General features: G+C 67.0%; 12 protein-coding genes and 1 pseudogene. 5 read left to right on the top strand and 8 right to left on the bottom strand.

What is annotated here, in order from left to right; all coding sequences use genetic code 11:
* Positions 1-82 precede the first annotated feature (82 nt).
* Complete coding sequence (locus AC1RGE_RS02270) at positions 83-1,438, top strand: MATE family efflux transporter (protein ID WP_011060739.1); 1,356 nt, start codon at positions 83-85, stop codon at positions 1,436-1,438.
* A 9-nt stretch (positions 1,439-1,447) separates the two neighbouring features.
* Here the strand turns inward: AC1RGE_RS02270 and AC1RGE_RS02275 are convergent, their stop codons facing one another.
* Together AC1RGE_RS02275 and AC1RGE_RS02280 are read right to left on the bottom strand one after the other, a co-directional pair.
* Entirely contained in the window at positions 1,448-1,777 is a 330-nt protein-coding gene (locus tag AC1RGE_RS02275; RefSeq protein ID WP_011060740.1) for a DUF2834 domain-containing protein, read from the bottom strand.
* A 14-nt stretch (positions 1,778-1,791) separates the two neighbouring features.
* Positions 1,792-2,193 (bottom strand): DUF6713 family protein, encoded by a 402-nt coding sequence (locus AC1RGE_RS02280; protein WP_019094428.1) that lies wholly within the window; start codon positions 2,191-2,193, stop codon positions 1,792-1,794.
* Between the two features lie 144 nt (positions 2,194-2,337).
* On the opposite strand from AC1RGE_RS02280, the gene AC1RGE_RS02285 reads away from it, so the two are divergent.
* Both AC1RGE_RS02285 and AC1RGE_RS02290 read left to right on the top strand, forming a co-directional pair.
* Positions 2,338-2,790 carry a GNAT family N-acetyltransferase gene (locus AC1RGE_RS02285; protein ID WP_053150808.1) on the top strand — a complete coding sequence of 151 codons (453 nt, stop codon included), beginning with the start codon at positions 2,338-2,340 and terminating at the stop codon, positions 2,788-2,790.
* Between the two features lie 36 nt (positions 2,791-2,826).
* Positions 2,827-3,648: a helix-turn-helix domain-containing protein gene (locus AC1RGE_RS02290; protein ID WP_011060743.1), complete on the top strand. Its 822-nt coding sequence runs from the start codon at positions 2,827-2,829 to the stop codon at positions 3,646-3,648.
* Here the strand turns inward: AC1RGE_RS02290 and AC1RGE_RS02295 are convergent.
* Both AC1RGE_RS02295 and AC1RGE_RS02300 read right to left on the bottom strand, forming a co-directional pair.
* Entirely contained in the window at positions 3,645-4,385 is a 741-nt protein-coding gene (locus AC1RGE_RS02295) for a TetR/AcrR family transcriptional regulator (RefSeq protein WP_170866306.1), read from the bottom strand. The genes AC1RGE_RS02290 and AC1RGE_RS02295 overlap by 4 nt on opposite strands.
* 153 nt (positions 4,386-4,538) lie before the next feature.
* A complete protein-coding gene (locus tag AC1RGE_RS02300; RefSeq protein WP_011060745.1) occupies positions 4,539-4,913 on the bottom strand; it encodes a DUF2784 domain-containing protein in 375 nt (124 codons plus the stop codon).
* A 205-nt stretch (positions 4,914-5,118) separates the two neighbouring features.
* Here AC1RGE_RS02300 and AC1RGE_RS02305 point away from each other — a divergent pair, with 205 nt between their 5' ends.
* Positions 5,119-6,147 carry a hypothetical protein gene (locus AC1RGE_RS02305; RefSeq protein ID WP_492583196.1) on the top strand — a complete coding sequence of 343 codons (1,029 nt, stop codon included), beginning with the start codon at positions 5,119-5,121 and terminating at the stop codon, positions 6,145-6,147.
* Positions 6,148-6,162: 15 nt separating this feature from the next.
* Here AC1RGE_RS02305 and AC1RGE_RS02310 read toward each other — a convergent pair whose 3' ends face one another.
* The 4 genes and pseudogenes from AC1RGE_RS02310 to AC1RGE_RS02325 all read right to left on the bottom strand — a co-directional run.
* Positions 6,163-7,926, bottom strand: coding sequence for an FAD-dependent oxidoreductase (locus AC1RGE_RS02310; protein ID WP_492583198.1), 1,764 nt, complete (start codon positions 7,924-7,926; stop codon positions 6,163-6,165).
* 360 nt (positions 7,927-8,286) lie between these two features.
* Positions 8,287-9,660 carry a nucleotide 5'-monophosphate nucleosidase PpnN gene (gene ppnN, locus AC1RGE_RS02315; RefSeq protein WP_041117516.1) on the bottom strand — a complete coding sequence of 458 codons (1,374 nt, stop codon included), beginning with the start codon at positions 9,658-9,660 and terminating at the stop codon, positions 8,287-8,289.
* 225 nt (positions 9,661-9,885) lie between these two features.
* On the bottom strand, positions 9,886-10,551 hold the full coding sequence (locus tag AC1RGE_RS02320) for a suppressor of fused domain protein (protein WP_410037010.1): 666 nt from the start codon (positions 10,549-10,551) through the stop codon (positions 9,886-9,888).
* A gap of 117 nt (positions 10,552-10,668) precedes the next feature.
* A pseudogene (locus AC1RGE_RS02325) lies at positions 10,669-11,352 on the bottom strand (SIR2 family NAD-dependent protein deacylase); the annotation flags it as partial.
* Between the two features lie 182 nt (positions 11,353-11,534).
* Between AC1RGE_RS02325 and AC1RGE_RS02330 the strand changes: the two are divergent.
* On the top strand, positions 11,535-11,939 hold the full coding sequence (locus AC1RGE_RS02330) for a response regulator (protein WP_492583200.1): 405 nt from the start codon (positions 11,535-11,537) through the stop codon (positions 11,937-11,939).
* The last annotated feature ends 21 nt before the right edge of the window (positions 11,940-11,960 follow it).

Consider the following 11,960-nt stretch of genomic DNA (forward strand, 5'->3'; position numbering starts at 1 on the left):
CATGTTTCAGGTCCGACGCGAGCCCCGTGCCACGGGGCTTCTTCGCGGCCCTTCGTCCTCTTGATCCGAGGTTGCCTGTTTCATGTCCATTTCCCCTCAGCGCCCCCTCTGGCAGGTGTACCTGGTCTTCCTGCTGCCCATGGTGCTGTCGAATTTCCTGCAGTCGTTTTCCGGCACCCTCAACGGTATCTACATTGGCCAGTTGCTGGGCACCCAGGCGTTGGCGGCGGTGTCGGGGATGTTCCCCATCGTGTTCTTCTTCATTGCCCTGGTGATCGGCCTGGGGGCCGGTGCCTCGGTGCTGATCGGCCAGGCCTGGGGTGCCCGGGAGCTGGATGCGGTGAAGTCGGTGGCCGGCAGTACCCTGATGCTGGGGGCCTTGATCGGCCTGCTGGGGGCGGTGCTGGGCATGCTGTTCGCCCGCCCGGCCCTGCAGGGCCTGGGCACACCGGCGGATGTACTGGACGACGCAGTGGGCTATGCCCGGGTGATGATGCTGATCATGCCGCTGCTGCTGGTGTTCGTGCTCTACACCCAGTTGCTGCGGGGTGTCAGCGATACCCTGTCGCCCCTGCTGGCCTTGATGGTCTCGACCCTGGCGGGGCTGCTGCTGACCCCGGCGTTGATCCGTGGCTGGCTGGGCCTGCCGCCCATGGGTATCCAGAGTGCGGCCTTCGCCGGGCTGGCGGGAAATATCCTGGCCATGGGGTTTCTGGTCTGGCGCCTGAGTGGCCGCGACCACCCCCTGGCCCCGGACCGGGCGCTGTTCGCGGCGCTGCGGCTGAACCGGGCGATACTCGGCAAGGTGCTGCGCATCGGCCTGCCCACCGGGGTGCAGATGGTGGTCATCTCGCTTTCCGAACTGGTGATCCTGGCCCTGGTCAACCGCCACGGTTCCCAGGCCACGGCGGCCTATGGCGCGGTGACCCAGATCGTCAACTACGTGCAGTTCCCGGCGCTGTCGATCGCTATCACCGCCTCGATCCTCGGCGCCCAGGCCATCGGCGCCGGGCGCCTGGAGCGCATCACCCCGATCCTGCGTACCGGGCTTGCGATCAACCTGTGCCTCACCGGCGCCCTGGTGCTGCTCGGCTACCTGATTTCCCACTGGCTGCTGGGCCTGTTCATCATCGACCCGGCAGCCCTGGTGCAGGCCCAGCACCTGCTGCACATCATGCTCTGGAGCATCCTGGTGTTCGGTTTCCAGGCGGTGGTCGGCGGCATCATGCGCGCCAGCGGCACGGTGCTGGTGCCGGTGGCGATCTCGATCTTCTGCATCCTCGGGGTGCAGGTGCCGGCGGCCTATGTGCTGGACGCACATTTCGGCCTGCAAGGGGTGTGGATGGCGTTCCCGGTGGCCTACCTGACCATGCTGGTGCTGCAGGTCTGCTACTTCAAGCTGGTGTGGCGCCACAAGGAGATCCAGCGCCTGATCTGAGGCCCGCGCTCAAGCGCCGCCGGCCAGTGGCTGCCGGGGCGGGCGCAGGTCGCGAACCACCAGGTACAGCAAGGGCCCGATGGAGACGAAGACCGCCGTCAGCAGCAGATAGGGCAGCACCGAACGCCAGGAGCGCCCACGGGCGCGGGCGTCTCCCAGCATCCACGCAGCCGCCAGCAGCGCCATCAGGTACAGGTCGATCACCACTTGTGCGGTGTCCGGGCGCGACAGCAGTTGCAGGCCGAATTGCAGCAGCGACTGTTCGGCCTGGAACAGGCAGTACAGGGTGTAGGCACTGAAGCCCAGTAGAGCCAGCAGGGCGGGGTAAGGGTGGCGCATGGCGCAGTCCTCGATCAGGGATGGGCAGGGTGTACGGCGCGGCGGTTGCGGGTGGCCAGGCCCAGCAGCAGATACAGCAGGCCGGCTGCGCCACAGCCAAAGATCAGGCTTTGCGACAGCAGGGAGTCGAACAGGTACAGCGGGTCGTCGCGCAGGCGTTGATGTAATCCGGCATGCAGCAGGGCGAGCGCCGCCAGCCACTGGCGGGCAAGCTCGCGCACGCGACGGCGCCGATGGCCGCACAGCTGGACCAGCCCGGCACACAGGGGGACGTGCAGGGCAATGAACAGGTGCTGCCCGAGCATGGGGTCGAGGTTGCGCAGGCCATACAGCAGGCGCCATTCACGCTGCGCCACGGCATCCAGCTCATGGCCGGCGAACAGCCCGATGCAGAGTCGCCAGAGTGTGTTTTTCACGGTGAAAATCCTTGAACAAGCGGGAGCGAACAGGCTAAGTGGCAAGCCTGTTGTCACTCAATGACCCCCCAGGTCATAGACAGCGGGGCGCTTCAGGCTGTCAGCTGGGGCGGTGCGACTTTCACTTTCAAGGATTGAACAGCGATGACTTCCAACCAGCAGGCTCCCGGCGCAGGCCGGGTGATCCGCGTGGCCGGGCCCGATGATGTGCCGGCCATGCTCGAGTGCGACACCTATGCCCAGGCCCACGCCAGCCGGGGCGATGCCGTACGCGTGGCGGTGGGCCGTGGCCAGGGTTGGGTGGAGGTGGCGGCCGGCCGGGTCGTCGGCTACCTGCTGCTGAACCATGACTTCTTCGACCATGGCTTCGTGTCCCTGGTGGTGGTGGCTCCGGGGCAGCAACGCCAGGGCGTGGCCCGGCGCTTGCTCGACGCCGCCGAGCAGGCCTGTCGCACGCCCCGGCTGTTCATCTCCACCAACCAGTCGAACCTGGCGGCCCGGGGCCTGATTGCCAAGGCCGGTTTCCAGCCCAGTGGGGTGATCGAGAACCTCGACGGGCAGGACCCCGAGCTGATCTTCTGCAAGCGTGTGGGCTGAGCCCGGATGCCTGTGCCCGACAGCGGTCGCGCCGCCATGCCCTGCACCCTTGAAGCTCCCCGCGCCGGGCCCTTGCCGGTGGGCGCACAGTTGCGCCAGTTACGGCGCCAGGCGCGCTTGAGCCAGTTGGACCTGGCGTTGCAGGCGGGGATTTCCCAGCGCCACCTGAGCTGCGTCGAGACCGGCCGCGCCCAGCCCAGCCCAGCCTTGCTGGATGCGCTGCTGACCACCCTGGACACCCCCTTGCCCCAGCGCAACCGGGTGTTCCTCGCCGCGGGCTATGCGCCGCGCTACGCCGCCTTGCCCCTGGCCGACCCCGGCCTGGCGCCGGTGCGCGCAGCGCTGATGCACCTGCTCAAGGCCAACAACCCGGCGCCAGCGATCGTCATCGACAGTGGCTGGCAAGTGCTGGCGGCCAATCAGGCTACCGCGGCGCTGTTCCAACTGCTGGGGTTGTCGCAACACGCCATGGAACAGGGCTTCAACCTGTTGACGGCCCTGCTGGAGCCCGGTGGTTTCGGTGACTGCCTGATCAATGCCGAGGAGGTGCGCCAGGTGGCCTGGCAGCGGGCCTCCCGAGAGGCCATGGGCGACCCCGGCTTGGCGGCGCTGCTGGCCGGCCTGCCGTTCCCCGGAGAGTCGCCGGCGACCCCGAGCCCGGCCGAGCCGTTGCTGCTGACCCGGGTGCGCGGGCCCGGGGGCGAGCTGCGTTTTCTGTCCACCTTCACCACCTTCGGCATGCCCCAGGACATCACCGTGGCGTCGCTGCGCATCGAACACCTGATTCCCGCTGACGAGCCGACCTGGCAGGCCCTGACCCTGGCTTGCGAACGCCCGGGTGAACTCGAACCGGGTTAGATCGCCAGGGCCCGGGCCGGCAGCCCCTGGGCGCTCGCCAGCGCCGGCAGTGCCCCGGCCAGCACCATGCGGGTCAGGGTGGCCGCGACGCTCTGGAAGTCCCTGCTGGAGGGCTGGGCTACGCCGCTCATCAGGGCGATCTGCCAGCCCAGGGTGGGGTAGGTCTGGGTCGCCGCTCCTATGAACAGCAGCAGGTGCTCCGGGGCAATGGCGCGGATCAGGCCACGTTCGGCCCAATTGCGCAGGCAAGCGATTTCACTGCGGTTCTGCGCCTCCAGGCTTTCACGCCAGGCCTCTGGCAACTGCTGCGCGCCGTGCAGCAACTCGCTGCAGAGAATCTTCGAACGCAGGGGGAAATCCTCGACGATCTGCATCCGCGCCTCGATGTAGGCCTGCAACGCCTGCGCCGGATCGGCCTCCGGGTGCAGCAGCCGCGACGCCTGGTGCAAGGGTTCCAGCAGGGGCTGCAGGACTTCGGCGTAGAGGTTTTCCTTGGTGTGGAAGTAGTAGTACAGGTTGGCCTTGGGCACCCCGGCGCGCAGCGCGATATCCAGGGTCTGGCAGGCACTGAAGCCCTTGGCGGCGAACTCGTTGCGGGCGGCATCGAGGATCAGTTGCCGATGCCGCAGGCGCGAGCGGCGTTCCTGGCGGGCTGGCGCTGGCACCCGGGGCGCTGCCGAGTCGGCCTCAAGCGCCTGCGAGGGCAGGCAAAACGGGGTGGATGAGGGGCAGTGCATGGGCAAATCTCGGGGGGTGTGAAATCGCAATATACAAAAGTATATAGCGAAACACCTGCCTCAGGCGTCGGCGCTGCTGTCTCGGCTGTTTCATAGAGGGGCGAACAGAGGAGGCAAGGCCGGAACGGTGCGCCGTTCCGGCTGGCGGCAGGCTCAGGCGCGGCGCTTGCGCAGCCAGCGTCGGGCCAGGTAGCCGTAGACCCAGAGGTTGATCAGCAGCACCAGGCTGCCCAGCCACAGCTGAATGCCCGGGGTCAGCCCGGCGGGGTAGATCAGCGGGATCAGGTAATGCTCGATGAAGCCGGCGCCGTAGCCGTCCTGGCCGGCGGCGTGGCGCAGCAGGTTTTCCCAGCGGGTCAGCGGGCACTCCAGGTGCAGCACTTCCACTGCCACGCCCCAGGCCGCGGCGGGCAGGTGCAGCAGCATCAGCCGCGGGTGGCGCAGCACCAGCAGGCCGCCCAGCAGCACGAAGACGATAAAGGACAGGTGAAACAGCACCAGGCTGTCGGCGGCAATACGGTAGAGCATGGGGGTTCCTTGTAGGGGGCAGATCCGTGGCGCAGGCGCCGGGGCGCAATATACCGAGGGCCGGTAGGCGGTGGCAGTGTTTCTTCGTGGTGCAGGAAAAAAGCCCGGCTCGCAATCGATCGGGCCCGCCTTTGCGCTACCTATACTGCTGGAACGCCAGGGCGACCTGTCGAGCCTGGCGCGGCCTTTGCGGGAGGTACATGCCTTGCGGCCAACGATGCTCTGCTGCCGCCACGGGGTCCTGGTGCTGATGCTGGTGCTCGCCGGCTGCGCCCATCGGGTCCCCGAGCCGGTGGCCGCGATGCCGGTCAGCCCGGCCACCTGGCGCCAGGTCAACCATGAACTGCTGGAAGCCTCCCGCAGCGCCACTGAACAGGCCGAGGTCTATGCCCAGGGCTCCATGGAGCACTGGCGGACCCGGGTCTACCAGCAGACCGAGGAAAACTTCATTCCCTGGTTCAGCGGCTACTGGACCCAGGAATGGCTGTCGCTCAAGGTCGGCTGGTATTCCTTGAACGATAAAGGCGACGCCGGGCAAGCTTCCCGGCGCCTGGCGGCCTACTTGCAGGAGCAGTACCAGGAACGGGTGCTGGCACCGGTGGCGCTGGAAGTTGATGCCGATGCGATCACCGGCGAGGCCATGGAGTTCTATGTGCAGTTGCTGCGCCAGCAACTGGCGCAGATCCGCAGCCGTTACCCACTGCCGGCACCGCAACTGGAACTCCATCTGGACCAGGTGCTAGCCATCGACCTGGGGCCGGCCCCCGAGCAGCGCGCCTCCTTGAACCAGTTGATACGGGCCGAGCCCATTGCCCGCTTGCCCGCCTATGGGCCCTTGCTGCAGCAGATCCATGGCGCCCCGACCGGCGAACAGGGAGCGCCGGCCCCGGGGGTGTCCCAGGTGGCGCAGGTGACCAGTGACAAGCTCCAGGCCCAGTTCGCCAGCCGCAGTGTGGCCGGTGCGGTGGCGGCGGCGGTGGGGCGGGTGGCCGGCGCGCTGATTTCGGTGGGAGTGGCCGGGGTCCGGGCGCTGGTCCAGGACCATGACCGGGAAGACCTGCAGGCCCAGACCCGACGGGACCTGGGCGCAGCCTTCGATCAGGCCTGGGCCAGGCAGTTGCATGACCCCGAGCATGGGGTCATGGCCGGGGTGTATTACCTCGGCCAGCAGCTCGAACGCCAGTTGCAGGCGCCGCTGGTCAATGAGGATGCCGGCGATGACCGGGGCCCCTGAGCCCGTCCTGGCGGCTCAGCCCCAGGTGGCCTCGGCACCAGGATCCAGCGGCACTTCGTAGTCGCTGACCCCGGCCGCATGGCGCCCGGCGATGTAGCCGAAGGTCATGGCCGGCCCCAGGTTGATACCGCCGGAGGGATAAAAACCGCCCATCACGCTGGCCATGTCGGTGCCTGCGGCATACAGCCCGGGGATCGCCGTGCCGTGCGAATCCAGCACCTGGGCCTGGGCGTTGGTCTTGAGCCCGGCAAAGGTACCGAAGCTGCCGGGCAGCACTTTCACCGCGTAGAAAGGCCCCTGTTCGATGGGCGCCACGCAGGGGTTGGGCCCGGGATACAGGGCGTCGCCCTGCTTGCGATTGTAGGGCGTCGAGCCGCGGCCGAACTCGGGGTCCTGGCCGTTGCGGGCATGCTGGTTGAATGCCTGCACCGTGGCCGCAAGGCCCTGGGGGTCGATGCCGCACTGGCTGGCCAGGGCCTGGATGGAGTCGGCCCGTACCAGGTAGCCGCTGCGCACCAGCGGCCCCACCGGCAGGGGGAAGGGCCGGGCAAAACCCAGGCCGTAACGGCGCTGGAAGCGGTGGTCGCAGATCAGCCAGGACGCCACTTCCTCGCCCGCGGGAACCGCCTCCAGCATGGCCGCGGTGTAGTCGTAGTAGCCGTCCGCCTCGTTGACGAAACGCTTGCCGTTGGCCAGCACGCCGATCAGCCCGGGTTTGGCCCGGTCGATGATGTGGGGAAAGTGGCCGATGCTGCCGTCGGCATGCCGCACCCGAGAGACGGGGGCCCAGGCCACCGGGCTGGCAAGGTCCGTGGCCAGCACGGCACCGGCCTGTTCGCCGAGGCGGATGCCGTCGCCGCAGCAACTGCGCGGCGGCAGGGCCAGGTGCTCGTCCGGCCCCGGGGCGCGGGGAAACAACGCCTGGCGCCGGGGCAGGTCATTGGCGAAGCCGCCGGCGGCCAGCAGCACTCCACGCCGGGCGCGGATTTCCCGCGGCCCCTCAGGCGTGTCCACCAGGGCGCCCTGCACGCCCTGGCTATCGCGCAGCAGCGAGCGGGCCGGGGTGGACTCCAGCAGGTTGACCCCCAGGTCCTCGGCGGACTTGCCCAGCCGGCCGATCAGCGCCACGCCGTTGACCAGGTGCATGGCCCGGCCGTGTAGCGCCAGGTCCCGCAGGTGGCGGGCAAAGCGCCCGGCCACATGCAGCAGCGACCTGAAGGAACGGGTCATGCTGAGAAAGGCCCCCAGGTCGGCCCCGGCCATGATCGGCATGCCCAGGAACGAGGTTTCCCGCAGGGTCTTGCGCAGCCGTTTGAGCAGTGGGCCGATGGCCCGGGCGTCATACGGCGCGGCGATCACCTGATGGCCCTCGATCCCGGCCCCGGGCACCTGGCCGTGGATATCCGGGATGCCATTGCCGTCGACGAATTGCAGGGCCGTGTGTTGTTCGAAGAAGGCCACCATCTGCGGCCCGTTATCCAGAAAGGCGTCGATGCGTGCGGCATCGTAGCGCTCCCCCAGCTCATGCTTGAGGTAGGTGCGCGGTTGCTGCGGGTTTTCATGGATGCCGGCGCGGCGTGCCAGGGGATTGCCCGGCACCCACATCCAGCCGCCGGACCAGGCGCTGGCACCGCCGAAAGTGGAATCCTTTTCCACAACTATCACCTTCAGGCCATGCCACGCGGCGGTCACCGCACAGGCCAGGCCGGCGGCGCCGGAGCCGATTACCAGCAAATCACAATCCAGGGGCGGGAGGGTTGCAGCGGGAACGTCGCTCACAATGACAGGGCCTTTTTTGAACTATGATAAAAAATGGAATTGAGTTCCATTAAGTTGAAAAACTATTCCACACTGCCTGGGAAGCTGTCAAACCGCGAGGAGGACCAGGCAGGCTCATTGGCGCAGGGGAGCAGAAGGCGCTTTTAGCTACGGGGGCACCTTCTGGAGGGGCTGCCGGAAGGGCAGGAAGGCGATGTCGCTCAGGTGGGAAAGTCAGAGTGGCCAGCAGGCCTCTTTGTGCTGCTCAAGGACGCAAGGCCGCTGCACAGAGGCGCTTGCGCTGCGGGTGGATGCCGGGCAAAAAAAACGCCGCGTTCCCAGGCAGCGAACGCGGCGTTGTTCAAGGCAGCAGGGCAGGGCTCAGTTGACCACGCGGTAGCACGGTACGTAGGCGGCGCCGCCGGGCAGCTTCATGCGGTGCTGCTCGACGAAGGCTTTGAGCAGCTGGTCCAGGGGCTGCATGATCGCCGGGTCGCCGTGGATGCTGTACGGGCCTTTCTGCTCGATCAGGCGGATACCCTGGTCCTTGACGTTGCCGGCGACGATGCCGGAGAACGCACGACGCAGGTTGGCCGCCAGTTCGTGGGGCGCCAGGGCATGGCTCAGTTGCAGGTTGGCCATGTTCTCGTGGGTCGGATCGAAGGGACGTTGCAGGCTCTCGTCGATCTTCAGCAGCCAGTTGAAGTGGAAGGCGTCGTTGCGTTCGCGGCGGAACTGCTTGACGGTCTTGAGCCCCTCGGTCATCTGCCGCGCCACTTCCGGCGGGTTGTCGATGATGATCTGGTAGTGCTGGCGCGCCGCTTCGCCCAGGGTTGCCAGGACGAAGGCGTTGAGCTGCTCCAGGTAGGGCGCCGCGCTCTTGGGGCCGGTGAGGATCACCGGGAAGGGCAGGTCGCGGTTGTCCGGGTGCATCAGGATGCCCAGCAGGTAGAGGAACTCCTCCGCGGTGCCGGCGCCGCCGGGGAAGATGATGATGCCGTGGCCGACGCGCACGAAGGCTTCCAGGCGCTTCTCGATGTCCGGCAGGATCACCAGCTCGTTGACGATGGGGTTCGGCGCCTCGGCGGCGATGATCCCCGGCTCGGTCAGGCCCAGGTAGCGGCTGCCGCTCATGCGCTGCTTGGCGTGGGCGATGGTGGCGCCCTTCATCGGGCCCTTCATCACGCCCGGGCCGCAGCCGGTGCAGATGTCCAGCTTGCGCAGGCCCAGCTCGTGGCCGACCTTCTTGGTGTATTTGTATTCCTCGGTATTGATCGAGTGGCCTCCCCAGCACACCACCATCTTGGGCTCCACGCCGGGGCGCAGGGTGCGGGCGTTGCGCAGCAGGTGGAAGACGTAGTCGGTGATGCCCTGGGAGCTGTCCAGGTCAATGCGCTGGCTGTCCAGTTCGTTCTCGGTGTAGACGATGTCGCGCAGGGCGCTGAAGAGCATTTCCCGGGTGCTGGCGATCATCTCGCCATCAACGAAGGCATCGGCCGGCGCGTTCAGCAGTTCCAGGCGTACGCCGCGATCCTGTTGGTGAATGCGCACTTCGAAATCGTGGTAGGCGTCGAGGATGGTCTTGGCGTTGTCGACGTGGGCGCCAGTATTGAGGATGGCCAGGGCGCACTGGCGGAACAGGGTATAGATGCTGCCGGAACCGGCGGCGCTGAGCTGTTGCACTTCACGTTGCGAGAGGGTCTCCAGGCTGCCTTTCGGGCTCACCGAAGCATTGATCACTTGTCTTTGCGGCATTCATCCATTTCCTGAAAGCGTCGCCACCGCACCATGCGCGGCCAGTGGCGAAAAAATAGCGGGGCAGTGAACAGAGCCACCGGTACGGGGCTTGGTTTCCAGCGGCAGGGCAAGAAAGCAAACGTCGTCGCGAGATTGTTCGCTGCTTGAATCTACCTCATGCGGGCCCGCCGTGGCGGGAAAAATGACGATCCGCCCTGGTCGTGGCGGATTTTTCACCGGCCTTCAGCACAGGCTGGCTCGGGTCGGGTCCAGCACCGGCGCTGCCCCGGCCAGGGCCAGGCGCTCCATCAGGGCCGGGTAGCCCTCGGCCTGGCCCCAGGCGTGTTCGGCCAGGGTCAGGCCGATGATCTGCAGAAATCCGAAGCGCCCGCTCAGCAATTGCCGGGGGCCGGCAAAACCCGGCGCGGGGATGAACAGCAGTGCCTGCAACAGGCTGTCGCCGCCATTGATCGGCTCGCCGGTACGCATGCGGTCCCATTCGCCCAACGGCGGCTGCTCGCCAAAACGGCCGGCGGCCAGCAGCAATTGGTAGGCGCAGAAATTGCGTAACAGGCGCAGGGCCCAGGGTGACTGTTCGCGGGTTTCCAGCAGCAGTTCGTGGCCCATGCCGGATTCGCCATCGGCATCGGGCCGGGCATCTTCCCAGGCATTGGACAGGCCCGAAGTGACGTATAGCCAACTGCTGCGTCCGGCATTGGGCGGTGATTCGAAGACCCCGTGGGTGAGCCAGCGCGGATCGACGTCGTGCTGGCCAAAGACCTGGCTGAACAGCGCCATGTCCAGGGGATAGATGCCCGGGCCCAGTGCGCCGAACAGCGCCGGGTAGATCTGTTCTTCACGTTGCGCCCAGGCGGCTTCGAGCCATGAAGGGTCGGGGGATTGCGGCATGTGAAAGCGTCCTTGAACAGAAGCGGCGGCCCGGCTTGAGCCGCCAGGGAATCAGGCAAAGGCCTGGCGCAATAGTTCCGGCAGCAACTGCCCGGCCTTGCCCTCCAGGCTGTATTACTCGGCGCCGGTGCAAGCCTGGGGCTGGGGGTTGATATGCACCACGCAGGCGCCGTGCTGCAGCGCCAGTTGGGGAATTCGCGCCGCCGGCTGGACCAGCCCGGAGGTGCCCACCGACAGCAGCAGGTCGCATTCTTCGGCGGCGTTGAAGGCGGCCTTGAGGGTCGCCTGGGGCAGGGGTTCGCCGAACCACACCACCCCGGGGCGGATCTTGCCGTTGCAACCGGTGCAGCGCGGCGGCTCCAGGCTGGCGCCCTGTTCCGGCAAGTCCGGCAAGGGCAGTTGGCCCTTGAACGGGCGGTTGCAGGCAAAGCACTTGGGGGTGTGCAGGCTGCCGTGCAAGTGCAGCACCGAGGGGCTGCCGGCGCGTTCGTGCAGATCGTCGACGTTCTGGGTGATCAGGGTCAGGCGCGGCACCCGCCGGGCCAGTTCGGCCAGGGCCAGATGGGCTGGATTGGGCTGGGCCTGGAGCACTTTCTGGCGTCGCCATTCATACCAGCCCCAGACCAGCGCCGGGTCTTCGCGAAAGGCTTGCACGGTGGCCAGGCGCGCCGGATCGAAGTGTTCCCACAGGCCGGTCAGGGCGTCACGAAAGGTCGGGATGCCGCTTTCCGCCGAGACCCCGGCACCGCTGAATACCACCACATGCCGGGCCTGGGCCAGGCGCTTGGGATCGAACTGCATGGTTGAAGATGTTCCTGCCGTGGGTGAAAGAACGGGGCGCCCGCTTCCGCGTGCGGATCGGACCGGTACTAAAAACGCGCCGGCCTTGCAGCGTAAATGAATTTATCGTCAAGGCGCCGCTCATAACTCTTGTCAGCGGTCCTGTGTGTAGCCGCCTCAATCCGTCAGGGAGTGTCACCCTCATGAACCCAGCCACGCCAGTCAATCCCGGCGCTCAATCCCGTTTGATCCTGGTGGTGGAGGATGAGCCGACGGTGCTGGAGTTTCTCTGCGAGATCCTGCAGGACGAAGGGTTTGCCACCCAGGCGATGGACAGCGCGGATCGGGCCTGGGAATTCCTGCAGGAACAGGCCGCGGACGTGGCCCTGCTGCTGACCGATATCACCATGCCCGGCACCCTCAATGGCGCGAGCCTGAGCAATTTGTGCGGCGAGCGCTGGCCGCAGTTGCCGATCGTGGTCATGTCGGGTTTCGAGACCCCCGAGAGTTCCGGGGTGCGTTATCCGGTGTCCTTCATCCGCAAGCCCTGGACCATCGGGCAGATCCTCGACTGCGTGGAAGGCACGCTGAAATCGGCCCAGGGTTGAGGCGTGGCGCCTCACCCCGGC

The organism is Pseudomonas sp. GW823-FHT02C05, assembly GCF_058797595.1.

Bases quoted from the DNA above. Each gene is read 5' to 3' on its own strand.
- ppnN (WP_041117516.1), bottom strand. From the start codon at position 9,660: ATGCCGCAAAGACAAGTGATCAATGCTTCGGTGAGCCCGAAAGGCAGC.
- AC1RGE_RS02295 (WP_170866306.1), bottom strand. From the start codon at position 4,385: ATGCACTGCCCCTCATCCACCCCGTTTTGCCTGCCCTCGCAGGCGCTT.
- AC1RGE_RS02275 (WP_011060740.1), bottom strand. From the start codon at position 1,777: ATGCGCCACCCTTACCCCGCCCTGCTGGCTCTACTGGGCTTCAGTGCC.
- AC1RGE_RS02270 (WP_011060739.1), top strand. From the start codon at position 83: ATGTCCATTTCCCCTCAGCGCCCCCTCTGGCAGGTGTACCTGGTCTTC.
- AC1RGE_RS02285 (WP_053150808.1), top strand. From the start codon at position 2,338: ATGACTTCCAACCAGCAGGCTCCCGGCGCAGGCCGGGTGATCCGCGTG.
- AC1RGE_RS02290 (WP_011060743.1), top strand. From the start codon at position 2,827: ATGCCCTGCACCCTTGAAGCTCCCCGCGCCGGGCCCTTGCCGGTGGGC.
- AC1RGE_RS02330 (WP_492583200.1), top strand. From the start codon at position 11,535: ATGAACCCAGCCACGCCAGTCAATCCCGGCGCTCAATCCCGTTTGATC.
- AC1RGE_RS02320 (WP_410037010.1), bottom strand. From the start codon at position 10,551: ATGCCGCAATCCCCCGACCCTTCATGGCTCGAAGCCGCCTGGGCGCAA.
- AC1RGE_RS02300 (WP_011060745.1), bottom strand. From the start codon at position 4,913: ATGCTCTACCGTATTGCCGCCGACAGCCTGGTGCTGTTTCACCTGTCC.